This is a genomic window from Streptomyces sp. NPDC059255 (assembly GCF_042752355.1).
Lineage (GTDB): Bacteria > Actinomycetota > Actinomycetes > Streptomycetales > Streptomycetaceae > Streptomyces.
The window spans coordinates 34,704-57,953 of the sequence record NZ_JBHYZP010000010.1 but is presented as its reverse complement, the minus strand read 5'-3'; the positions used below and the strand labels follow the sequence as shown (position 1 = coordinate 57,953).

Here is a 23,250-nt window from a genome sequence, read left to right as displayed (position 1 = left end):
GTCTCCGGGCTGGGCGGAAGGGGCGGTACAGGGCGGTACGGCACGCGACGTTACGGGGCGTGGCGGGCCGGAGGGGGCCGGACAAAGTGACTCCACCCGTCGGTCAGGTGAACGGGCGAAGCCACTTTGTTTCGTCATTGTACAAAGAGTTCTCAGCGCCGCGACCCGGAGCCCTGCCCGCCGCTCCGCCCGTACCCCTGTCCGTATCCCTGCCCGTACCCCTGGGTCTCGGCCTCCAGCGCGAGGCGGGTCCGGGGGCCGTAGACGCCCGAGGAGTCGTCCGGGACGTTCCGCGTCTGCTGGAAGCGGCGTACGGCCTCCTCGACCTTCTGGTCGTACCGGCCGTTCGGCTGCCCGTAGAACAGACCGGTCCACGCCAGCCGGAACTGCAGCTCCACGACCTCGTCGCCGGAGTCGCCCGGCGACAGCGTGCCGCCCGTCGCCCCGCCCGGCTCCGCGGACGCCGAGTTCTCGGCCTGCTCGCTCGGCGTCGCCGACGGCTTCTCCGGAGCCTCCGGCGGCGGTGCACTCGTCGACGGCCGCCGCGAGGGCGTGGCCTCGGCCGCCGGGGACTCCACCGCGGCCGGGGGCGCCGCCGAGGCGGTGGGGGACGGGGAGGCCGACGGGGACGGTGCCTCCTCCGTCGCCTCGTCGGCGGCCGACGGCAGCCATGTGCTGATCCTGTCCGGCACCGCGTGTTCCTCGCGCTCGGCCCCCGAGAACAGCCCCCCGGCGAAGGCGGCCGTACCGATCACCGCCACCGCCGCCGTGCCGATCGCCAGGGCCCGCAGCGCCGTACGCCGCCCCCGCGACGGAGCGGCGGGCGCGGCCCCCACGGCCGACGGCTCGGCGGAGACCTCGGCGGGCCCGGGCGGGGCGACGGGGGCGAGGGGCGGCAGCGGGCCCGCCGTACGGAAGGCGGCCGGCACCGCCTCCGACTCCGCCTCCTTGTCGCCGAGCTTCACGTACGGCCGTACGCGCAGCGGATGGAAGTCCTCGGCCTCGGCGATCTCGGCGTCCTGCGCCGCCCGGGCGTCCTGCGGGCTCCGGGTCTGAGCCTGCGGCGGTTGCGTCCGCGGCGCCTGCTCCTGGGTCTGCTCCTGTGGAGTCTGCTCCTGCGGCGGTTGCTCCTGCTCCTGCGCCTGTGGCGGTTGCGCCTGCGTCCGCGGCGGTTGCGCCTGTGGCGGTCGCTCCTGCTCCGGCCCTTCCGCCGGATCCGCGGCCCGGCCGGCTTCGCCGCCTTCGGCGGCTGCTCCGGCCTTCGGCACCCCGGAGTCCCGCGCCCCCCGCGCGGGCTCCGTGTCCTGCGCCGTGTCGTGGGCCGGACGTGCCGCGGGCTCCGCGCAGTCGCAGCCGGGTCTGCCCTCCGCGGCCGGCGGCGTACCGCATCCGGGACAGAGCTCTCCTGACACCTTGGGTTCCCCTCCCCTTGAACTGCCGCCGATTATGCAGCCCTCGTATGAAGGGCGTACGCGCGCCCGAACGGCATCGGCCTGCGCTCGGCAGGCCATAACGGGACAGAGCGGCCAGGATGGATATCCAGCGGGCCGACGACGTACGCACAACGGGCCGGTGCGGTCCGCCGACGGACCGGGCGCGGACCGGGCGCGGACCGGGCGCGGCCCCGAGCGCGGACCGAGCGGACCCCGTGGACCCGAGGAGTTGTCCCATGGCTCAGGAAGTGACCACCCCGGCCGTGAGCCCGGCCCCCGGAACGGCCCAGCGCCCGCGCACCGTCCTCGTCGCCATCGGCGCCCTGCTCATGGGCCTGCTGCTCGCCGCGCTCGACCAGACCATCGTCTCCACCGCCCTGCCGACCATCGTCAGCGACCTCGGAGGTCTGGAGCACCTCTCCTGGGTCGTCACCGCGTATCTGCTGGCCTCCACCGCCGCCACTCCCCTCTGGGGCAAACTCGGCGACCAGTACGGCCGGAAGAAGCTCTTCCAGACCGCCATCGTCATCTTTCTCATCGGCTCCGCGCTCTGCGGCATCGCCCAGAACATGCCCCAGCTCATCGGCTTCCGCGCGCTCCAGGGGCTGGGCGGCGGCGGGCTGATCGTGCTCTCGATGGCGATCGTCGGCGACCTCGTCGCGCCCCGTGAACGCGGCAAGTACCAGGGCCTGTTCGGTGCCGTCTTCGGCGCCACCAGCGTCCTCGGCCCACTGCTCGGCGGGTTCTTCACCCAGCAGCTGAGCTGGCGCTGGGTCTTCTACATCAACCTGCCCCTCGGCCTCGTCGCCCTGCTCGTCATCGCCACCGTCCTGCACATCCCGGTCCACCGGACCCGGCACACCATCGACTACCTCGGCACCTTCCTCATCGCCTCCGTCGCCGTCTGCCTCGTCCTCGTCGCGTCCCTCGGCGGCACCACCTGGGCCTGGGGCTCCGCCGAGATCATCGGGCTCACGGTCCTCGGCCTTGTCCTGCTCGCGTTCTTCATCCGGACCGAACGGCGCGCGGCCGAGCCCGTACTGCCCCTGCGTCTCTTCCGCCTCAGGACGTTCACGCTCGTCGCCTGCATCAGTTTCATCGTCGGCTTCGCGATGTTCGGCGCGATGACGTACCTCCCGACGTTCCTCCAGGTCGTCCACGGCGTCACACCCACCCTCTCGGGCGTCCACCTGCTGCCCATGGTGCTCGGCCTGCTGATCACCTCCACCCTGTCCGGCCAGATCGTCAGCCGTACCGGCCGCTGGAAGGTGTTCCCGATCCTCGGCACCGGTGTCACCGCCGTCGGGCTGCTCCTGCTCCACCGGCTCACCGAGTTCAGCGGCGCCTGGGAGACGAGCGCCTACCTCTTCGTCTTCGGCGCCGGGCTCGGGCTCGTCATGCAGGTCCTCGTCCTGGTCGTGCAGAACGCCGTCAGCTACGAGGACCTCGGCGTCGCCACCTCGGGCGCGACCTTCTTCCGCTCCATCGGCGCCTCCTTCGGCGTCGCGGTCTTCGGCACGATCTTCACCAGCCTGCTCCGGGACCGGCTCACCGCCGCCCTCGCCGGCAAGACCCTGCCGCCCGGCACCGGGACCGGACAGCTCGCCGCCGACCCGCATTCCCTCGGCCGGCTCCCCGCCGCGCTGCGCGGCCCCGTGCTGCACGCGTACGCCACATCCATCACCGACGTCTTCCTGTACGGGGTGCCGGTCGTGCTCGTCGGGTTCGTCATCGCCTGGTTCCTGAAGGAGGACACGCTGCGCGGCTCCGTGACCGCCCCGGAGATCACCGAGACCCTGGCCTCCAACCCCGTCGAACGCTCCTCGCGCGACGAGGTGGCGCGCGCCCTGTCGGTCCTCGGCACCCGTGAGGGCCGCCGCCGGATCTACGAGACGATCACCGTGAAGGCGGGGTACGACCTGCTGCCGGCGGCCAGTTGGCTGCTGCTGCGGGTCCGGCGCGAAGGCGTCGTCCAGCCTGCCGCGCTCACGGAGGACGCGTCCGTGTCGCTGCGGACCGTCACGGACGCCTCCCGGCAGTTGGAGGAGCGCGGGCTGACCCACCGCCGGGGGGTGGAACTGACGCTCACCGAGCGGGGAGCGGAGACGGCCGAGGTGCTGGCCGCCGCCCGTGAGGAGTCGCTCGCCGAACTGCTGGGGGACTGGTGGGGCGCCGACCGCCCGACCGATCTGGTGGCGCTGGTGAAGGAGCTGAACCGAGAGCTGTGCGGCTCCGACGCCGAACGCCCCCGAGCCCCCGAACCCCGCAGGGACCACGCCGCCTGAGGTCTGGAGGCGCATCCGGGGTGACCGGAGCCACCGCCGGCCGCGCCGTCCTCAGCAGCGTCGCGCCGTCCTCAGCCCCGTCCCGCCGGATCGTGGCGTCCAAGCGCTCCGCCGGTCTCGGTGGGGGCGGTCAGGTTCTTGCCGTACCAGATCTCCTTGTACGGGCCCGAGCTGTACGCCGGGATCTCCCGGAAGCCGTGCTTCACGTACAGCCCGCGCGCCTCGACCAGATCCAGCCGGGTGTCGAGCACGAGCCGCCGTGCCCCGAGCCGCCGCGCCGCGTCCTCCAGGGCGGCCAGCAGCGCCCCGCCGCCACCCGTGCCGCGCGCCGTGGGGCTCACGTACACCCGGGTCAGTTCGCCCGTCGCCGCGTCGAGCATCCGCACCCCGCCACAGGACGCCGCCACCGGTGCGCCCCCGGTTCCGTACCGCCCGACCACGAACTCCCCGGTGGGCGGGGTGAGGTGATCGGGCGGGTCACCGGCGAGGCCCTCGTCGATCTCCGCCTCCGACGCGGGCCGCCGCCAGTACCGGCCAGCGACCTCGGCGTAGTAGGCGCGGCGCAGCCGGGTGGCGCCGGGGGTGGCGAAGGACTCGGGGCCGACGGACCAGTTCATGGTCACACCTCTATCCGGGCGAGGCGCCGTTTGGCCAGTGGATTACGGGCAACCCGACATCACGAGCAAGAGCCGACACGACACGGCACGGCAGGGACCGCGCCGGGAACCAGGAAGGCAAACATGTCCACTGTTCTGATCGTCGTCGCTCTGATCGTGGCATTCGTGATCATTGTGGCCGTGGTCCTCTACACGGGACCCGGCAGGGGAAGCGGACACAGCGCCCTGAAGCGCCGGTTCGGCCCCGAGTACGACCGCGTTCTGGCCCTCCACGACGGCGACTCCAAGGCCGCCGGGCACGAGCTGAAGGCACGGGTCGAGCGGCACGGCCGGCTGCGGCCCGAACCGCTGCCCGACGCGAAGCGCGAACAGTACGTGGCGCGATGGGCCGCCCTCCAGGAGCGGTTCGTCGACTCCCCGCAGGAGGCGGTCGCCCAGGCCGGCCAACTGGTGGCCCGGCTGGCGCAGGAGCGCGGCTACTCCGAGGGGACGCGCTACGACGACCAGTTCGACGCCCTTTCCGTCCACCACGCGCACCAGATCGACGGCTACCGCAGGGTGCACCACGCGGCCTCGGAGAAGGGCCGTGGCGCGAGCACGGAGGAACTGCGCGAGGCCATGGTCGGCGCCCACCAGCTCTTCGAGCGGCTGATCCTCGCCCACCCGGGGGACGGCGGCGACCGTACGACCCGGGGAACCGGGCGGAACCGGAACTTCTCACTGCGGCCCAAGGGGAGTGGTGTGTGATGAGCGACCAGCGGAAGCGTGAGGCGGGTGGGGCGCATGACGGGACCTCCGAGGAGGCCACCGGCGGGCTGTTCCCCCGGGCCGAGGGCGACCGGCTCGCCCAGCGGCTTCAAGAGGCCCTCAACTCCTTCGTCGACGAGCCGCGGGGCTCGGTCGAGGCGGCGGCCGTGGTGCTGGAGGAGGCCGCCGAGCGGCTCACGACGGCGCTCGCCGAGCGACCGCGTGCGCTGCGCGCCCGCTGGGACGGCGCGGACGGCAAGGCCGTGGGACACGGCAAGGACCCGGCGGACGTGGCCCGGGACGCGCCCGCCGCGGCCGGACCGGACACGGAGGAGTTGCGGCTCGCGCTCCGGAGCTACCGCGAGATGACGCAGCGGCTGCTGAGAGTCTGACCCACGGTACGGATACGACGCGGAGGCGGCGGGCGGGAACGCCCGCCGCCTCCGCGCGTCGACACGCCCTGGTCCCTGTTCCGTCAGGCCAGCACGCGGGCGAGCGCGAAGCCGTCGTACCCCTTCGTGCCGACCGTCTGCACCGCCGTCGCCGACAGCCGCGGGTTCTCCGCCATCGCCTCGATCATCCGCCGCGTGCCCACCACCCCCGGGTCCGTGCTGCCGGGGTCCGCGACCGCCCCGTTCCGTACGACGTTGTCGACGACGATGAGGCTGCCCGGCCGGGTGAGCTTCAGCGCCCACTCCAGGTAGTGCGGGTTGTTCTGCTTGTCGGCGTCGACGAAGACGAAGTCGAAGGGGCCCGCTCCCTCGGCCAGCAGCACCGGCAGCGTGTCCAGCGCGGCCCCGGTCCGTACCTCGGCGATACCGTCGAGCCCGGCGTGCGCCAGGTTGGCGCGGGCCACCTCGGCGTGGGCCGGGTCGTACTCCAGGGAGATCAGCCGGCCGTCCCCGGGCAGCGCGCGGGCCAGCCAGATGGTGCTGTAACCGCCGAGCGTGCCGATCTCCAGCACCGTACGGGCACCCTGCACGCCGGCCAGGAGGTGGAGCAGCTTTCCCTGGTTCGGGGCGACGGCGATGGCGGGCAGACCGGCCGCGTCACTGGCGGCCAGAGCGGCGGAAAGGGCCTCGTCGGCGGGGGCGAGGTGATCGGTGAAATAGTGGTCGACCGCGCTCCACCGTGCCTGTTGCCCCTCCTCCTGTCCTTCATGTCCTTGTTGTCCCTGTCGCTTCTGTTGTCCCTGCTCTTCCTGTGACATGCGGGCCTCTCAATCGTTTCGGAGGTGCGTGCCGCTCCATCTTGATCGGTCGGGCAAGCCAAAACACAGGTGACAGTCAGGCGAAGAGGGGGTTGCCGTGGTCTTCTCCACGGGGCAGTGCGAGGCTCTATGCCCCAAGGACAGGGACATGGACGGCGTTTTCGGACGGAGGGTCGGCGCGGCGTGGTGAATGCAGAACACAGCGTGCGCGGCGGCGCGGCGGCAGGTACGGCGGGGACCGGTTTCGGTACGGCCCGCATCGTGCTCTGGCTGTTCGCCGCGGTGCTGGCGGTACGGCAGGCGGCGGTGGTGCTCAGACAGCCGCCCGGTGAACGGCTCACGGATCTGGAGACCTGGATCGGGGACAACGGCGTCCTGCACGTGACGGGATCTCTCTACGACACCGGGAGGTTCACCGGGACCCCGTTCGCCGGCCTGGTCCTCAAACCCCTGGCCCGGTCGGCCGAGCAGAGCCTCGGCGTCGTCTGGACGCTCGGCACCCTGCTGCTGGTGGTCGCCCTCGGCCTGGTCGTGGCCCGCCGCGCGCTGCCGGACGAACTCGCGCGCCGTACGGGGCTGCTGGCGGCCCCCGTCGCGATCAGCCTGCTGATGCTCTCGCTGCCGGTGCGCAACAGCTTCTCCCTCGGCCAGACCAGCATCATCCCTGTCCTGCTGGTGCTGCTCGGCTGCTTCGCCGTACGCGGTGAACGCGCCTCCGGTGTCCTCATCGGCCTCGGCGCGGCCCTCCAGCCCGCCGTCCTGCTCTTCACACCGCTGCTGTGGCTGACGGGACGGAAGAAGGCCGCCGCGACCTCGGCGGGGAGCTTCGCCGCACTGACGGCGCTGGCGTGGGCCGCCATGCCGAACGACTCGTGGGCGTACTGGGTGCACCACGTCGCGGGCGCGGGGCTCGGCGAGCGCGCGGACAGCCTCGCCAACCAGTCCCTGCACGGAGCGCTGCTCCGGATTGGCCTCGAAGGGCCGCTGGAGGTCGTCCTCGTCATCGCCCTCGCGGCGGTCGTCGCCGTTCTCGGGCTGCGCAGGGCGGCCCGCTACGCGCGCGACGGACAGCTTCTGCTCGCCGTCGCGCTGACCGGCTGCGTCGCGATCGCGGTCTCCCCGACGGCCTGGCAGCACCAGCTGCTGTGGGTGCTGCTGGCGCTGGTCGGCCGGGTCGGCACCCGGGCCAGGGACCGGCTGGTGTGGCCCGCGGTGGTGGTGCTGGTGATGACGCTGCCGGGGAAGATGATGCTGCCCAACATGGCGGTGCTCGCCCCGATCCGGGAGAACGTGCCGCTGGTCGCCGCGCTGGCCGCGGCCTGCGCGGTGCCGTTCCTGACCCGTGCCTCGCCGTACTTCGACCGTCCGGTCCCGACCGAGTACGCCCAGGCCGTACCCGCGCGCTGGGGCCGGGTCCCGCTGGTGCCGTTCTGGAAGCGGCTGGTCAGCCGGCCCAACCTGCTGCTCGAACTGCTCGTCATCCGCGTCGGCTACTCGGTGTACTCGCACATCCGGCTCGCCGCGACGGGCGGCCGCGAGGCGGCGGAGGAGCACGCCCGCCAGATCCACTCGATCGAGCGGGCGCTCGGGATCGACATCGAGCGCTGGGTCAACCACACGGTCGTCGACATCAAGTGGGCCGAGAACTTCTTCAACTTCTACTACACGTCGTTCCACTTCGTGGTGCCGCTGACGATCCTCGGCGTCCTGTACGTGCGCCGCCCCGCCGACTACCGCTGGGCCCGCTCCTCCCTCGGCTTCGCCACGGTGCTGGCGCTGATCGGTTTCTGGTTCTACCCGCTGGCGCCGCCGCGGCTGATGCCGGGGATGGGGTTCATCGACACCGTGCACGGGCCGCAGGACCTCACCAACCCGGACTACGGCGCGCTGACCGCGCTCACCAACCAGTATGCGGCGATGCCGTCGCTGCACTTCGGCTGGTCGCTGTGGTGCGGGGTGGTGATCGTGGTCCTCGCGCCCAAGCTGTGGATGAAACTCCTCGGGCTGCTCCACCCGCTCTTCACGGTGTGCGCCATCGTCGCCACCGCCAACCACTGGGTGCTGGACGCGGTGGGCGGCGCGGCGGTCGTGAGCGCCGGCTTCGCGCTGACGTATCTGCTCGCCGGGCCGCGGCGGCTGCTGCCGCGGGTGGTGCCGAAGGCCGACCCGTTCCCGAGGAGCCGGGAGGCCGCCGACGACGCGACGCCGGGCGGCGGGACCGGCCCCGGCGCGTCGGTGCAGGCCGCGAAGGTCACGGACGCCGCGGACGCCGCGAAGGCCGCGAAGGTCACGGACGCCGCGAAGGCCGCGGGCGCTGCGAAGGCTGCGAAGACCGCCGGCGCGGCGGGGGAGTAGCGGCGGGGAGGGTCCGGAGGCCGGGGCAGTACGGACGTACCGCCCCCGCCTCCGGGCACGTCCGGCGCTCGCTACGGCGCCGTCCCCGCTTCCCCGGCCGGCCTCGCCCCGGCGGCCGGCTCCGCCGTGAAGACCGCCTCCGCCTCGAACGCCGCCCGGCGCGTCGCCCTGCGCACCGCCCTGAGCAGCGCCGGGCCGGCCGTCAGCGTCAGGACGACCGTCAGCGCCGCCCGCCCCAGGTCCCAGCCGAAGGACGTCGCCGCGCAGTACGCGAGGAAGCGCGCCAGGTTGGCCTGGACCGGGTCACCCGGGTGGAAGGAGATCCCGGAGGACAGCCCGCCGAGGTACGTCCACCCCTGCAGGTTCATGACCGTGCCGTACGCGAACGCCGCGCCCGCCCCGTACAGCGCGAGCAGCACCCGCTCGGCCCGGCCGCGCAGCCGGTCCCGGTCCGGCAGCAGCCCGGCGCCCATGGTGAACCAGCCCATCGCCAGCATCTGGAACGGCAGCCAGGGACCGACCCCGCCGGTCAGCAGCGCGGACGCGAACATCGTCACCGAGCCGAGCACGAAACCGAACCCGGGTCCCAGGACCCGGCCGCTCAGCACCATCAGGAAGAACATCGGCTCCAGCCCCGCCGTGCCCGCGCCCAGGGGCCGCAGCGCGGCGCCCACGGCGGCCAGCACCCCCAGCATCGCCACCGCCTTGGCGTCCAGACCGGAGTCGGCGATGGTCGCGACGGTCACCCCCACCAGCAGCGGGAGCAGCGCGGCGAAGAGCCACGGGGCGTCGCCGGAGTGCGCGAGCGCGGAGTCGGGGCCTGCCAGCAGCGGCCAGCCGAAGGCGGCCACCCCGACCGCGCCGGTCAGGGCGAGCGCGCAGACCGCCCGCGGGCCCAGCCGTACGGCGCGTACGGTCCGACCGGCGCGGTCGGGGTGGCCTGCCTGCGCGGTCCGTCGTCCGCCCCCGGCGGTCCGGCCGGCACGTCCGGGCCGTCCCGCCTCCCTCCCCGGGGTGCCCGGTGTCCTCATGACGTCTCCGGTATCCCGGCGAGTGCCGTACGCACCTGGGCCACCGTCAGCCACTCCTGGGGCGCCATGACCTTCGCGACCTGGGGCGCGAACGCGGGCGACGACATCACCACGCGGGGCGTCGGCCCGTCCGCCACGATCTCGCCGTCGGCCAGGATCACCACCCGGTGGGCGAGTTCGGCGGCGAGTTCCACGTCGTGTGTCGCCAGGACCGTCGCGTGCCCCGCGGCGGCCAGTCCGCGCACCACGTCGACCAGCCGCGCCTTCGCCGCGTAGTCGAGGCCCCGGGTCGGCTCGTCCAGGAGCAGCAGCGGCGGCCGCCCCGTGAGGACCACGGCGAGCGCCAGTGCCAGCCGCTGCCCCTCGGAGAGGTCGCGCGGATGCGTGGTGCCCGCGATGCCCGGCAGGAGTTCGCCGACCAAAGCCAGACAGCTGCCCGCGGGCGCGCCCGCGTCCTCGTCGGCCGCCGCGCACTCCGCGGCCACGGTGTCGGCGTACAGCAGGTCGCGCGGCTCCTGCGGCACCAGTCCGACGTGCCGGACCATCTCGCGCGGCGGCGTACGGTGCGGGGCGCGGCCCCCGACGCTTACGGTCCCGGCGGCGGGCTCGGCCGTTCCGACCAGGGCGGCGAGCAGGGTGGACTTGCCCGCGCCGTTCCGGCCCATCAGTGCCACCGTCTCGCCGGGCGCGACGCTCAGGGACACGGAGCGCAGCGCCTCGGTCCGCCCGTGCCGCACGCGCAGCCCGTCGACCGTGACCGGGCCGGAGTCGCTCCGCGGCGCGCCCGAGCGGATCATGGCGTCCGACGCCCGCGCGGGGCGCCTGCGGAACAGCCCGCCGAGCCCGCGGCGCTCTTCCGGACCCGGCAGAGGGTCCGGACGGGCCGGTACGGTGACGGGAGGCGCGGCCATCGGCTCCGGCGTCGCCCCGGCCAGCCGCTCGCGCAGTCCCGCCGCGGCGCGCCGCGCGTCCCGTACGGAGAGGGGCAGCGGCTCCCAGCCGTTCAGCCTGCCGAGCGCCACCACCGGCGGCCGCACCGGCGACACCGCCATGATCCGCTCGGGCGCGCCGAGCACCGGCGGCTGCCCCGGGCCCGGCAGCAGGATGACCTGGTCCGCGTACTGCACCACCCGCTCCAGCCGGTGTTCGGCCAGCAGGACCGTCGTCCCGAGGTCGTGCACCAGCCGTTGCAGCACCGCGAGGACCTCCTCGGCCGCCGCCGGGTCAAGCGCCGAGGTCGGCTCGTCCAGCACCAGCACCTTCGGGTGCGGGGTGAGCACGGAGCCGATCGCGACGCGCTGCCGCTGCCCTCCCGAGAGTGTGGCGATGGGGCGGGCGCGCAGCTCGGCCAGGCCCAGCAGGTCGAGCGTCTCCTCGACGCGGCGCCGCATCACGTCGGGTGCCAGCCCCAGCGACTCCATGCCGTACGCCAGTTCGTCCTCGACGGTGTCGGTGACGAAGTGGGCGAGGGGGTCCTGGCCGACCGTGCCGACGAGATCGGCGAGTTCGCGCGGCTTGTGGGTACGCGTGTCCCGGCCGTCCACGGTGACCCGGCCGCGCAGCGTGCCGCCCGTGAAGTGCGGGACGAGGCCGGACACCGTGCCGAGGAGGGTCGACTTGCCGGCGCCGGACGGGCCGACGAGCAGCACCAGTTCGCCCTCGGGCACGGTGAGGTCGACCCCGCTGACGACGGGCGGGGCGTCCTGGCCGTCGCTCTCGTAGGAGACCGACACCCGCTCGAATCGGATCATGGCGCCGGCTCCTCGCGTCGGGGCGGTACTTCGGGCGTGGGAGTGGGCGTGGGCGTGGACGGCGTCGTGGACGGCGTCGTGGGCGCCGGCGCCACGAACGCGGGCAGCAGCCCGATCAGCACCCCCGCGGCCGGCCACAGCGGCAGCGTCGGCGCCTCCAGCGGTACGACACCGGGGTGCAGCGCCGCCGGGTCGGCGGCGCCCGCCGCGATCAGGGCGCCCGCGACCGCCACGCCGGACCCGGTGACCAGCCAGGCGCGGGCGCCCCAGCGGTCCGGCCGGTAGCGGGTACGGACGGACCCGCGCCCGCCGAGCCGCAGCCCCGCCGCCGCGGCGGCCACCCCGGCGGCCAGCAGCGGCGCCCCGTACCCGGCGCCCGCCGCGGAGAGCAGCCCGTACACGCCCGCGCAGACGCCCAGCAGCCCGCCGAGGGTGAGCGCGGTGGTCGCGCGGCGCACGCCGGACGGCACGGGTGCCCGGCGGCCGTACCCCCGGGCGTCCATCGACGCCGCGAGCGCCACCGACCGCTCCAACGCGCCCTCCAGGACCGGCAGTCCGACCCGGAGCACGGCCCCGACCCCGCCCGTGGACCGGCCGCGCAGCCTGCGCGCGGTGCGCAGGCGGCCGACATCGGCGACCAGGTTCGGCGCGAAGGTCATCGCCACGACGACGGCGACCCCCACCTCGTAGAGCGCGCCCGGCAGCGACTTGAGCAGCCTGACCGGGTTGGCGAGGGCGTTGGCGGCGCCGACGCAGATCAGCAGGGCCGCCAGCTTCGCGCCGTCGTACAGGGCGAACACCACCTGTTCGGCCGTCACCCGGCCGCCGATCCGCACCCCCGCCGCCCAGTCGGGCAGCGGGACCCCGGGCAGCGTGAACAGCACGGTCGACCCGGGGACCGGCGAGCCGAGGAAGACCGAGAACAGCAGCCGGACGGCGAGCACGGCCAGCCCCAGCTTGACGAAGGCGCCGTACGAACGGGCCCAGGGCGCGTCCGTACGGCGGGCCGCCACCACGTAGCCGGCGACCCCGACGAGCAGTCCGAGCAGCAAGGGGTTGGTGGTACGGGAGGCCGCCGCCGCGAGACCGAGCGCCCAGAGCCACCAGGCCCCGGCGTGCAGGGCGTTGAACCGGTTCGCCTCGGGCGCCCGCGGCGACGGCGCCCGGCGGAGGGCGGCCGACGACGATTCCACGGCATCGTTCCCGGAGTGGTTCCCGGCGCGGCTCATGGGGGACGACTCAGCCGCGCCGGCGGCGGGCCTGCCACAGCCCGGCGGCGGCGAGGGCGGCCACGGCGGCGATCCCCGCGAAGAGGCCGAGCGACGGACCGCCGTCCTTCCCGGAGCCGGAGGCTCCGGCGGTGTCGGTGGAGGTGGCGGCGGTCGTGGGGTCGGTGGCGGGCGCGGGGGAGACGGCCCCGGTGGACGGCGACGCCTCGGCCGGTTCGTCCGACGCCTGCCCGCTCGACACCTGCCCGTCCGGCACCTGCTCCCCGCAGCCGGACTCCGGGTACCCGGAGATCGCGCAGAGCAGCGCGTCGCTGTTGTAGCGCAGCGGCTTCGCCACCGCGGCGAGGGCGTCGGCGGCGGTGGCGTCCGTGCCGACCCGCGCGCACCGCGCCAGGGGCGCGGGCGGCTCTTCGCCGGCCGGGGCGTCCGCCGCCGTACCGGGGTCGACGACGACCGCGATCCGCTTGGCGCCGTCACGCGCCGGGGTGGCGGCACAGACCTCGGCGAACTCCGGCGCGGTGCGCGGCCGGGCCGCGTCCCCGCTGTCCGCGCTCACCGCGAAGCGGAAGCCGGTGACGGTGCCGTCGGCGGGCCGGAGCACGGCCGGACCCTGGGTCGCGTACGCCCAACTCCCGCCGGTGCCCTGCCAGAACGACCAGTAGCGGTAACCGGCGGCCTGCGCCCCGCCCGCCCCCGGGCCGAGCACGAGCCCCAGAGCCACCACCGCCGGAACGAGAACCCCCCCGAGGCCTCGCGCGACCCGCGTCCGTCGTGGCCGTATCACGGCTGCCGGGTCTTTCTGCGGCTGACCAGGAACCCGGTCCCGAGCGCCGCGACCACACCGATCCCGATGACCCACAGGAGCACCGCGGCCCCGCCGTCGGCGATCGCGCTCTCCGCGGCGTTCCCCGGGCGAGGCTCCGGGGGCGCCACGGACTTGGGCGTGGGGCCGGTCGCGTTGAGCCGCTCCACGAGGTCGATACCGCCGAAGTTGCGCGGGTCGGTGTCCGTCGCGTACGCGGCGAAGATCAACTGGGCGTACGCGGCGGGTCCGTGCTGCTGCGCCCAGGGGCCGGAGTTCTTCTTCAGCCACTCCAGGGCGCCGGTCGCCTGGTCCCCGTAACCGGCGGCCGTCAGGGCGACCACCGCGTCCGCCGTGTTCCCGACGTCCGGCTGCGCCGCGCCGCCGTCGCCGTCGCCGGAATCGGTGCCGGGCAGCGGCGGCTGGTCGAGGTGGCCGGTGGCGGCGAGCGCCGAGGCGAGGTAGGAGGCGCCGTTGCGGGCGGCGCGCTCCGGGGACGGCCGCTCCGAGGCGGCGGCCGGTACGCAGGTGGGCGCGGGCCCCGCCGTGACCGGCGCGCTGACCAGCCGCTTGCCGAGCCCGGCCAGTACGGCCGCGGCCGTGGCGTCGTCGTTGGCGGTCAGCCCGCCGTCCTGGTCCGGCTGGTACGCGAAGGCCCCGGCGTCCGCGCCCGACCCCGCGTCGCACGGGATCGAGAGGGCGACCAGCGCGTCGTAGGCGTCCTTGCCCTCGGTCGCCCGGGAGTCCCGCGGCATCCGCACCGAGGTGGGCCGTACCCCGGCGGAGGTCAGCGCGCCGATCACCAGGGAGGTGGAGTTGGCGTCGCTCGGTGTGCCGGGGGTGTAGCCCCAGCCGCCGTCCTTGTTCTGCGTGGCGCGCAGCCACTCCACGCTCGCCGCCATGAACGGCCGCTGGTCGCCGAGCGAGGAGAGCGCCTGCACGGCGGCCGCAGTGGAGTTGGAGTCGGTCAGGGTGTCCGCGCCGCAGGGCGCGGCCGGGTCGGCGCGGAACGCGGCGAACCCGCCGTCGGCGCACCGCTGTCTCTTCAGCCACCGTACGGCGTCGTCGGAGGGCCTGACGCCCGTGGCGGCCTGGCCCAGCAGGGCGAGCGACTGCCGCCAGACACCGTCGTACGTCGGATCCTGGTCGCCGTACAGCCCGTGCGGGAGCTTCACCGACGGGGACGGGGACGAAGAAGGGGCCGGAGAGGGGGAAGAGGACGGTGCGGGAGGGCGTACGTCGCCGCCCGCGTGGGCGGCCGGGGCGAACGCCGCGCAGAGCACGGCGGTTACGGCGAGCGCCGCGGTGCAGCGGCGAACGGTGGTCATGGGCGCTGGGCCTCTCCTGCTGGAGCCGGGGACGCCAGGCACACTGAAGTACCAGACTCCGGCCTCGTAAACCTCGACGATGCCTGCCACCGGCGGTTCCGGTGGCACGAGCCGGTCACGACCGCGTACGGAGCATTCCGACTCGCCGCCGGCGGGGGCGGCTCACGGTTGCGGGTCAGTGCCGGTTTCGCACCGGCTTCCCTCCATACGGGCATGATGACGACCCGCCCACTGTACCGGCCCGCTCCGGCCGTACTCCCCGGCCCCGTCCCGGCCCGCTCCGGCCGTCTCCCCGTCCCCGGCCGTCCCCCCGTCCCCGGCCGTCCCCGATCCCCCGGGCCGTTCCCAACGCGTCACCCCGAGGGCGCTCTCCGACAAGCAGGTTAAATCCGGCGAACGCTCGGGAAACACTTGGTGCTTGATGTGTACGGCCTCTTGTTCGCTCAGCTTCTACGCGCGTATCTTGAGCCGACTTTTCCGTCATGCCGCCCATCCGCGACGTTACCGAAGGAACCCACGGGGGGCCCGCCGGAAGTCGCACCCAAGCAACAGAAAGAGCCACACGTGTCTCCCTCCATACCCCCGGCCTTCCGTGGCCGCCGCGCGAAGCTCGTCGCGCTGGCGCTCCCCGTCGGCATCGCCGGTTCCCTCGTCGCCCTGCCCTTCACCGCCCAGGCCACCCCGTCCCCGGACGCCGTGATCGCCGAGGTGTTCGGCGGCGGCGGCAACTCCGGAGCCACCCTCACCAACGACTTCGTCGAGCTGGGCAACGCGGGCAACGCCGCCTTCGACCTCAGCGGCTGGTCCGTGCAGTACCTGAGCGGCTCTCCCACCGCGACCTCCAAGTGGCAGGTCACCGAGCTGACCGGGGCCATCCCCGCGGGCGGCAGCTACCTGATCGAGGAGGCCAAGGGCGCGGGCGGCGACACCGCCCTGCCCACCCCGGACGCGACCGGCACGATCGCGATGTCGGCGAGCAGCGGCACCATCGCGCTCGTCCACTCCACCACCCCGCTGGCCTGCCTGACCGCCGCCGACTGCACCGCCGACGGCACGGTCAAGGACCTGGTCGGCTTCGGCACCGCCGTCGTACGGGAGAACACCCCGGCGACCGGCGCCGGCAACACCACCTCGGTCAGCAGGAACGCCGCGCTCACCGACACGGACAACAACTCGGCCGACTTCACCGGCTCCACGCCCTCCCCGCGCAACAGCGGAGGCGAGGGCGGCGGTGGCTCCGAGCCCTCCCCGACCCCGTCGCCCACCAGCACCACCCCCGGTGAGCTGCGCATCCACGACATCCAGGGCACCACCCGGATCTCCCCGCACGCCGGCGCCACCGTCACCGACGTGCCCGGCATCGTCACCGCCGTGCGCGCCACCGGCTCCTCGCGCGGCTACTGGGTCCAGGACCCGAACCCCGACAAGGACCCGGCCACCAGCGAGGCCGTGTTCGTCTTCACCGGCTCCGTCACCCCGCAGGTCAAGGTCGGCGACTCGGTCCTGGTCAGCGGCAAGGTCACCGAGTACTACCCGGGCGGCGCCGCGGGCGGCAACCAGTCCGTCACGGAGCTGAGCGGCCCCACCTCCACCGTCCTGTCCTCCGGCAACGCGCTGCCGGCCGCCGAGGTCGTCGACGCGACGTCGCTGCCCGAGGCGTACGCGCCCGACGCGAAGGGCGCGAACATCGAGTCGCTGGCCCTGAAGCCCACCCAGTACGCCCTGGACTGGCTGGAGTCCCGCGAGGGCATGCTGATCCGGATCAACGACAACCGCGTGGTCGGCGCCTCCAACGCGTACGGCGAGACCTGGGTCACCACCAAGCCCAAGCAGAACGCCACCCCGCGCGGCGGCACGCTCTACGGCTCCTACGACCAGCCCAACTCGGGCCGTCTGCTGGTCGCCTCGCTCACCGGCGAGAAGCTCACGGCCAACGTGGGCGACACGCTCACCGGCGCCACCACCGGCGTGCTGGACTACTCCAACTACGGCGGTTACGGCCTCCAGTCCACCACGCTGGGCAAGCTGAAGTCCGGCGGCCTCAAGCCCGAGGTGGCGAAGAAGGCGAAGTCGGACGAGCTGGCGGTGGCCACGTACAACGTGGAGAACCTCGACCCGACCGACCCGCAGGCGAAGTTCGACCGGCTGGCCGAGGGCGTCGTCAAGAACCTCTCCTCGCCCGACATCGTGAGCCTGGAGGAGATCCAGGACAACAACGGCGCCAAGGACGACGGCACGGTCGCCGCCGACAAGACCCTCGCGCAGTTCATCGCGGCGATCAAGGCGGCGGGCGGCCCGGCGTACGACTGGCGCTCGGTCGACCCGCAGGACAAGGTCGACGGCGGTGAGCCCGGCGGCAACATCCGCAACGTCTTCCTCTTCGACCCGAAGCGCGTCAGCTTCGTGGACCGTCCGGGCGGCGATGCCACGACGGCCACGAAGGTCGTCAAGGCCCCCAAGGCGGACAAGGGCGGCAAGAAGGACGCCATCACCCTGTCCGTCTCCCCGGGCCGGATCAACCCCACCTCCGACGCGTGGAAGAGCAGCCGCAAGCCGCTCGTGGGTGAGTTCACCTTCCGGGGCGAGCAGGTCTTCGTCGTCGGCAACCACTTCAACTCCAAGGGCGGCGACCAGTCGCTGCACAGCCGCTTCCAGCCGCCGGTCCTCGGCTCCGAGACCCAGCGCCTGGCGCAGGCCAAGGAGGTCAACACCTTCGTGACCAGCCTGCTCGCCCAGGACAAGCAGGCCAAGGTCGTCGTCCTCGGTGACCTGAACGACTACCCGTTCTCGGCGCCCGTCGCCGCCCTCACCAAGGGCAAGGTCCTCACCGACCTGATGGACAAGCTCCCGAAGAACGAGCGTTACAGCTACGTGTACGACGGCAACTCGCAGACCCTGGACCACATCCTGGTGAGCCCGGGCGTCAAGAAGCTCGACTACGAGGTCGTCCACATCAACGCCGAGTTCGCCGACCAGGCGAGCGACCACGACCCGCAGGTGGTCCGCATCCGCTGACCCGCGACCGGTCCGCGTCGACCGGCCCGCCTGTGAGAGTGGCGTGTGAGTGCCCCGTGCGTGGGGCACTCACACGCCACACCCTTGTTCAGGGCCCGGTGTTGGCGGGCCTGTGTTCACGATCCGGTGTTCACGATCCGGTGTTCACGGACCGGTGTTCACGGACCGGTGTTCACGATCCGGTGTTCACGGCCCGGTGCCGGCCGCCGCGGCGGCCCGCAGCGCGTCCACGGCGATACGGGCGGCGGTGCCGATGACGGCGTCGGCCGCGGGGAGCGCGGCGGCGGGACTGGCGGCGCGGGTGAAGACGGCGACGGCGTACCGGCCGCGGTCGGGGTACTCCACGACACCGACCTCGTTGCGGAGCGTGGGCGCGCTGCCCGTCTTCCCCGCCACATGGACGTCGTCGAAGGGGAAGCCCGAGGCCAGCCGGTGCGGCCACACCTGGAGGCCGAGCAGCCGCCGGACGGCGGCGCCGTGCTCCGGGGCGCACGCCTCGTCCCGCCAGATCGCGCCGAGCAGCCGGGTCATGTCGCGCGGGGTGCTCCGGTTCGTACGGGCCGGGTCCAGGGCCCGGAGCCGGGCGATGACCCGGGGATCGGCCAGGGCCCGCGGCCCGCCGGGCCCCGCGTCCTCCCTGATGCTCGCGACGAACGCGCCGAAGCTGTGCGCCGCGTGGGTACGGGTGAGGCCCAGGCGCCGGGTGGTGTCGTTGACGGCGTCGAGACCGACGCGCGCCAGCAGCAGCTCGGCGGCGGTGTTGTCGCTGACGGCCATCATCAGATAGGCGGCGTCCCGCAGCGAGAGCCGGGCCGGGTCGAGCATGGCCGAGAGCCCGGTGGGCCCGGCGGTACGCCCCTCCCGGGGGCACTCGGTCTGCTCGGTCAGATCCAGCTCCCCCGCCTCGGCGCGCTGGTGGAGCGCGACAAGAAGACAGAGCTTGTGGACGCTCGCGGTGACCACCGGCTGGTCGGCGCCCACGTCCAGCCGCGCGCCGGAGTCGATGTCCTCGGCGTGCAGCCAGCCGGTGACACCGGCCTCGGCGAAGGCGGCGCGGATACGGTCGCGGGGGTGGTCCCGTGGCGGGTGGGGAGCGGGCGTCTCGGTCATATCCAGTACTCCGCCGCCGGGCGCAGATGCAGCGGTCCTGCGGGCAGGTCGGGGCCGGTGGCGGTGCGGGCCAGGGCTTCGGTGACGGTGTCGGCGAAGGCGCGGACGACTGCGTCGCCGCGCCCCCGGGGCCACGCCGCGGAGTGGCGCCGGGCGAGCGGCGCGTGGTCCAGCGGGCGCCAGACGAGGTCCGGATCCCCGGCGGGGTGGGCGCCGCGGGGACCGAAGGCGACGGCACGGCGGGACAGCAGCAGGCCCCGGGTGAAGCTGGTGCCCTGGCCGTGCCGTACCGCGGTGGGGGTGTAACCGTGGCGGGCACAGGTGGTCAGCAGGTCGTCGTGGACGGCCGGGGCGTGGGCGCGCGGGAAGAGGATCAGCTCGTACCCGGTGAGCGCGGAGAGCGGGACGGTGCCGAGCCGGGCCGCCGGGGCGTCGTGCGGCAGCAGGACGCCCAGCTCGTGCCGGAGCACCCGGTCCAGTTCCAGCCCGGAGACGTCGCACGGGTGGTGGATGAGCCCGACGTCCAGCTCGTGGGAGGCGAGCCGGGCGAGCTGCTCGGCGGTCGACAGCTCGTGCAGCTCCAGCTCCACACCACCGCGGCGCTCCTGGAACCCCGCGAGGATCGCCGCGACGGTCTCGCCGGTTATGTCCGGGGGCAGGGCGGCGCGCAGCAGTCCGCTGTGGCCCTCCTGGACACGGCGCGCGGTGGCGAGCAGCGCCTCGGAGTGGGCGAGCAGCCGGCGCGCGTCCTCCAGCAGGAGGGTGCCGCCCTTGGTGATCGTGACCTGTCGGCTGGAGCGCTCGAAGAGGCGTACCCCCAGCTCCCGTTCGAGACGCTGGATGCGCTGCGACAGGGGTGGCTGGGCCATACCGAGCCGCTGGGCCGCCCGGCCGAAATGTAACTCTTCGGCAACAGCCACAAAGCACTGCAGATGCCGTACCAGGTCCACGACCAGCAATCATATTGCAGATTGATCGATCCGAGATCCATATCCGTCTTGGACGGGAGCCGATGGCCGCTGGTCTGCTCCGAACGCACGCCGCACACACGCCGAACGCACGCCCGAACGCACGCCTGAACACACAGAAAGCAGCCGCCTCATGCGCACCCGTGTCTCCCGTCGTACCGCGCTCGGCACCCTGGCCGGCCTCGCGACCCTCCCGGTCATCGGATGCTCCACCGCCACCTCGGAGGCCGCGACGCGCACCGCGTCCGCCACCGCGACCACCCCACCCGCCCCGGCTCCCTCCCCGGCCCCGGCGGTGGACCGGCGCCGTACCGACCGCGCCTTCGGTGAACTGGAGCGGAAGTTCGACGCCAGGCTCGGGGTGCACGCGCTCGACACCGGCAGCGGACGGTACGTCACCCACCGGTCCGACGAGCGCTTCCCGTACGCGTCCACGTTCAAGGCGCTGCTCGCCGGGGCCGTACTGGACAAGTTCTCCCCGCGGGAGATGGAGCGGCGGGTGCGGTACGGCCGCGACGTGCTCGTCGACCACTCGCCCGTCACCGAGCAGCACCTCGACACCGGCATGACCCTGCGCGAGCTGTGCGACGCCACCGTCCGGTACAGCGACAACGCCGCCGCCAACCTCCTCCTCCCGGAGATCGGCGGCCCCAAGGGGCTGCAGCACGCCCTGCGCGCACTCGGCGACCGCACCACCCGGTGCGACCGGTACGAGACCGACCTCAGCGAAGGCACCCCCGGCGACCCGCGCGACACCAGCACGGCCCGCGCCCTCGCCACCGACCTGCGCGCCTACGTCGTCGACGATGTCCTGCCCGCCGGCAAGCGGGCCGTGCTGACGGACTGGCTCGTCCGCAACACCACCGGCGACGCTCTCATCCGCGCCGGCGCCCCGGCCGGCTGGCGGGTCGGCGACAAGACCGGCAGCGGCGGCTACGGCACCCGTAACGACATCGCCGTCGTCTGGCCCCCCGGCGCCGCCCCGATCACCCTCGCCGTCCTCTCCAGCCGGGGCATCCGGGACGCCGTGTACGACGACGCCCTCATCGCCGAGGCCGCGAAAGTCGCCCTCGACGCCTTCGCGTAGCACGCGGGACGCGCCGGGGCGTCAGCTCGCCGACGAGTCCGACGAGTCCGACGAGTCCGACGAGCCCGACGAGCCCGACGCGTCCGGGGCGGTGTCGCACGGCGCCGTCAGGTGGGCGAACGTACGGGTGACGTCGAGGACCCGGCGTACCGGGGGAGAGCAGCGGCGCAGCGAGAGGTCCCCGCCCGCCCGGCGGCTCGCGCGGCGCTGGCTGAGGAGGAGGCCGAGGCCCGTGGAGTCCATGAAGGGCACGTGGCTGAAGTCCAGTTCGACGTACCGGTGCGCCAGCGGGGCCAGGGCGGCGAAGAGGTCGGGGCCCGTGTCGCAGTCGAGTTCGCCGCGGACCCGTACCAGGACGTGGTGCGGGCCGTTGACGATCTCGACGCTGAGAGGGGCGTACGGCGGCACGGCAGAGATGGGGGACCTCACTCCTCCGGTGAACGGGCGGGCACAACGACCGAGCACGGTACACGGCCCGCTACGTGGAGTTGGCGCTTCTTCACCCGGAGGCACCCGGAGGCACCCGTACGTGTCTGGACGCCTGGACGCGCCTGGACGCGCCGTCCGTGACGTCCGCGCGCCCCGGGCGGCTTGCGGAGCGCACGGCGTGGCAGAACCGCCGTGGCACGAATCACCTGTTCCGGCCGGTACGCCGACGCTACCTGCCGGTAGATTCGTTGCCGGTGAACGGACAAGTCTGAAACTTGTTCTAGATTGTCGCCAGTGGTTTCGCTCCGGTGAATCCAGCCGACACGGAGAGCGAAGTGAGAAGGGGGCCGAGTGTGACCGCTGAGGCCATAGCGGCGGGCACCGGGCCAGGATCCGAGGACGACCGGGGCGGCGACGGCAGCGGCGGCGGGGACCGGCCGCTGCGGATCGCGCTCCTCAGCTACAAGGGCAACCCCTTCTGCGGCGGACAGGGCGTCTACGTACGCCACCTGTCCCGCGAACTCGCCCGCCTCGGCCACCGCGTCGAGGTCATCGGCGCCCAGCCCTACCCCGTCCTCGACGAGGGCATACCGCTCACCGAGCTGGCCAGCCTCGATCTCTACCGGCAGCCCGACCCGTTCCGCACCCCGCGCCGCGACGAGTTCCGCGACTGGATCGACGCCGTCGAGGTCGCCACCATGTGGACCGGCGGCTTCCCGGAACCGCTGACCTTCTCGCTCCGCGCCCGGCGCCATCTCGCCGCGCGCGCCGGGGAGTTCGACGTCGTCCACGACAACCAGACCCTCGGGTACGGGCTGCTCGGCGACCTCGGCGCACCGCTGGTCACCACCATCCACCACCCCATCACCGTCGACCGGCGGCTCGACCTGGACGCCGCCGAGGACTGGCGCCGCCGGGCCTCCGTGCGCCGCTGGTACGGCTTCACCCGCATGCAGAAGCGTGTGGCGCGCCGGCTGCCGTCCGTCCTCACCGTCTCCGGCTCCTCCCGGCAGGAGATCACCGAACACCTCGGGGTGCCGGCGGACCGTGTCGACGTCGTGCACATCGGCGCCGACACGGAGCTGTTCTCACCGGACCCGGCCGTCCGGGAGATCCCCGGCCGGATCGTCACCACCTCCAGCGCGGACGTCCCGCTCAAGGGCCTCGTCCATCTCGTCGAGGCGCTCGCCAAGCTCCGTACCGAACACCCCGGCGCGCACCTCGTCGTGGTCGGCAGACGCGCCGAGGACGGGCCGGTCGCGCAGGCCATCGAACGGTACGGGCTCGAAGGCGCCGTCGAGTTCGTCAAGGGCATCTCCGACACCGAACTGGTCGCCCTGGTGCGCGGCGCGCAGATAGCCTGCGTGCCCTCCCTGTACGAGGGCTTCTCGCTGCCCGCCGCCGAGGCCATGGCCACCGGCACCCCGCTCGTCGCCACCACCGGCGGGGCGATCCCGGAGGTCGCGGGGGCGGACGGGGAGAGCTGCCTCGCCGTACCGCCGGGCGACGCGGGCGCGCTCGCCGCCGCGCTGGGACGGCTGCTCGACGACGCGGAGCTGCGTGCCCGGCTGGGCGCGGCGGGCCGCGAGCGGGTGCTGGATCGGTTCACCTGGGCCAGGGCCGCGCAGGGGACGGCGGAGCTGTACCGCGAGGCCATCGCCCGGCAGGGGAAGGGGCCGACGCGGGGCGGACGGCGCCCGCGGGCCGCCGCCGTACGTACCGAGGCGCCCCGTACCGACCCCTCCCGCGGTGGCGGGCGCGGCTGATGGCCGACCCGTACACCCCTGTCCGTCCCCGTACCCGCCCCGGTACCCGGATCCGCCTCCGTACCCGCATCCGTGCCCTCGACCGCG

The 23,250-nt window shown here is 73.9% G+C and carries 18 protein-coding genes and 1 riboswitch; of the genes, 7 read left to right on the top strand and 11 right to left on the bottom strand.

Annotated elements, in window-relative coordinates:
• Window positions 1-152: 152 nt before the first annotated feature.
• Window positions 153-1,412 (bottom strand): peptidoglycan-binding protein, encoded by a 1,260-nt coding sequence (locus ACFXKG_RS14965; RefSeq protein WP_384837698.1) that lies wholly within the window; start codon window positions 1,410-1,412, stop codon window positions 153-155.
• A 257-nt stretch (window positions 1,413-1,669) separates the two neighbouring features.
• On the opposite strand from ACFXKG_RS14965, the gene ACFXKG_RS14960 reads away from it, so the two are divergent.
• The gene (locus ACFXKG_RS14960; protein ID WP_384837695.1) at window positions 1,670-3,718 is read left to right on the top strand and encodes an MFS transporter; all 2,049 of its coding nucleotides are present in this window, start codon (window positions 1,670-1,672) and stop codon (window positions 3,716-3,718) included.
• A 71-nt stretch (window positions 3,719-3,789) separates the two neighbouring features.
• On the opposite strand, the gene ACFXKG_RS14955 is transcribed toward ACFXKG_RS14960, so the two are convergent.
• Window positions 3,790-4,335, bottom strand: a complete 546-nt coding sequence (locus ACFXKG_RS14955) for a GNAT family N-acetyltransferase (RefSeq protein ID WP_384837693.1) — start codon at window positions 4,333-4,335, stop codon at window positions 3,790-3,792.
• Between the two features lie 123 nt (window positions 4,336-4,458).
• Between ACFXKG_RS14955 and ACFXKG_RS14950 the strand changes: the two genes are divergently transcribed.
• Both ACFXKG_RS14950 and ACFXKG_RS14945 read left to right on the top strand, forming a co-directional pair.
• Entirely contained in the window at window positions 4,459-5,082 is a 624-nt protein-coding gene (locus tag ACFXKG_RS14950) for a hypothetical protein (RefSeq protein WP_384837690.1), read from the top strand.
• Complete coding sequence (locus ACFXKG_RS14945; protein WP_384837687.1) at window positions 5,082-5,474, top strand: hypothetical protein; 393 nt, start codon at window positions 5,082-5,084, stop codon at window positions 5,472-5,474. Before ACFXKG_RS14950 ends, ACFXKG_RS14945 begins: the two co-directional genes overlap by 1 nt.
• A gap of 83 nt (window positions 5,475-5,557) precedes the next feature.
• Here ACFXKG_RS14945 and ACFXKG_RS14940 read toward each other — a convergent pair whose 3' ends face one another.
• Complete coding sequence (locus tag ACFXKG_RS14940) at window positions 5,558-6,292, bottom strand: O-methyltransferase (RefSeq protein ID WP_384837684.1); 735 nt, start codon at window positions 6,290-6,292, stop codon at window positions 5,558-5,560.
• Between the two features lie 183 nt (window positions 6,293-6,475).
• Here ACFXKG_RS14940 and ACFXKG_RS14935 point away from each other — a divergent pair, with 183 nt between their 5' ends.
• Complete coding sequence (locus tag ACFXKG_RS14935) at window positions 6,476-8,647, top strand: bifunctional glycosyltransferase 87/phosphatase PAP2 family protein (protein ID WP_384837681.1); 2,172 nt, start codon at window positions 6,476-6,478, stop codon at window positions 8,645-8,647.
• Window positions 8,648-8,718: 71 nt separating this feature from the next.
• Here the strand turns inward: ACFXKG_RS14935 and ACFXKG_RS14930 are convergent, their stop codons facing one another.
• From ACFXKG_RS14930 to ACFXKG_RS14910, 5 genes are read right to left on the bottom strand one after another with little or no spacing between them, the layout of a single operon-like run.
• Complete coding sequence (locus ACFXKG_RS14930) at window positions 8,719-9,678, bottom strand: ECF transporter S component (protein WP_384837678.1); 960 nt, start codon at window positions 9,676-9,678, stop codon at window positions 8,719-8,721.
• A complete protein-coding gene (locus ACFXKG_RS14925; RefSeq protein WP_384837675.1) occupies window positions 9,675-11,429 on the bottom strand; it encodes an ABC transporter ATP-binding protein in 1,755 nt (584 codons plus the stop codon). Before ACFXKG_RS14925 ends, ACFXKG_RS14930 begins: the two co-directional genes overlap by 4 nt.
• A complete protein-coding gene (locus tag ACFXKG_RS14920) occupies window positions 11,426-12,658 on the bottom strand; it encodes an energy-coupling factor transporter transmembrane component T (protein WP_384837672.1) in 1,233 nt (410 codons plus the stop codon). The genes ACFXKG_RS14925 and ACFXKG_RS14920 overlap by 4 nt, the downstream gene beginning before the upstream one ends.
• A 10-nt stretch (window positions 12,659-12,668) precedes the next feature.
• Window positions 12,669-13,439, bottom strand: coding sequence for an SCO2322 family protein (locus ACFXKG_RS14915; RefSeq protein ID WP_384838014.1), 771 nt, complete (start codon window positions 13,437-13,439; stop codon window positions 12,669-12,671).
• Window positions 13,439-14,788 (bottom strand): prenyltransferase/squalene oxidase repeat-containing protein, encoded by a 1,350-nt coding sequence (locus ACFXKG_RS14910; protein WP_384837669.1) that lies wholly within the window; start codon window positions 14,786-14,788, stop codon window positions 13,439-13,441. The genes ACFXKG_RS14915 and ACFXKG_RS14910 overlap by 1 nt, the downstream gene beginning before the upstream one ends.
• 132 nt (window positions 14,789-14,920) lie before the next feature.
• Window positions 14,921-14,989, bottom strand: a riboswitch (cobalamin riboswitch).
• 363 nt (window positions 14,990-15,352) lie between these two features.
• Here ACFXKG_RS14910 and ACFXKG_RS14905 point away from each other — a divergent pair.
• A complete protein-coding gene (locus tag ACFXKG_RS14905; RefSeq protein ID WP_384837666.1) occupies window positions 15,353-17,803 on the top strand; it encodes an endonuclease/exonuclease/phosphatase family protein in 2,451 nt (816 codons plus the stop codon).
• A 186-nt stretch (window positions 17,804-17,989) separates the two neighbouring features.
• On the opposite strand, the gene ACFXKG_RS14900 is transcribed toward ACFXKG_RS14905, so the two are convergent.
• Complete coding sequence (locus ACFXKG_RS14900; RefSeq protein WP_384837663.1) at window positions 17,990-18,913, bottom strand: serine hydrolase; 924 nt, start codon at window positions 18,911-18,913, stop codon at window positions 17,990-17,992.
• On the bottom strand, window positions 18,910-19,863 hold the full coding sequence (locus ACFXKG_RS14895; protein WP_384837660.1) for a LysR family transcriptional regulator: 954 nt from the start codon (window positions 19,861-19,863) through the stop codon (window positions 18,910-18,912). Before ACFXKG_RS14895 ends, ACFXKG_RS14900 begins: the two co-directional genes overlap by 4 nt.
• Before the next feature lie 151 nt (window positions 19,864-20,014).
• On the opposite strand from ACFXKG_RS14895, the gene bla reads away from it, so the two are divergent.
• Window positions 20,015-20,968 (top strand): class A beta-lactamase, encoded by a 954-nt coding sequence (gene bla, locus ACFXKG_RS14890; protein ID WP_384837657.1) that lies wholly within the window; start codon window positions 20,015-20,017, stop codon window positions 20,966-20,968.
• A 21-nt stretch (window positions 20,969-20,989) separates the two neighbouring features.
• Here the strand turns inward: bla and ACFXKG_RS14885 are convergent, their stop codons facing one another.
• Window positions 20,990-21,376, bottom strand: a complete 387-nt coding sequence (locus tag ACFXKG_RS14885) for an STAS domain-containing protein (RefSeq protein WP_384837654.1) — start codon at window positions 21,374-21,376, stop codon at window positions 20,990-20,992.
• A gap of 374 nt (window positions 21,377-21,750) precedes the next feature.
• Here ACFXKG_RS14885 and ACFXKG_RS14880 point away from each other — a divergent pair, with 374 nt between their 5' ends.
• Window positions 21,751-23,163, top strand: a complete 1,413-nt coding sequence (locus ACFXKG_RS14880) for a glycosyltransferase family 4 protein (protein WP_384837651.1) — start codon at window positions 21,751-21,753, stop codon at window positions 23,161-23,163.
• Window positions 23,164-23,250 lie beyond the last annotated feature (87 nt).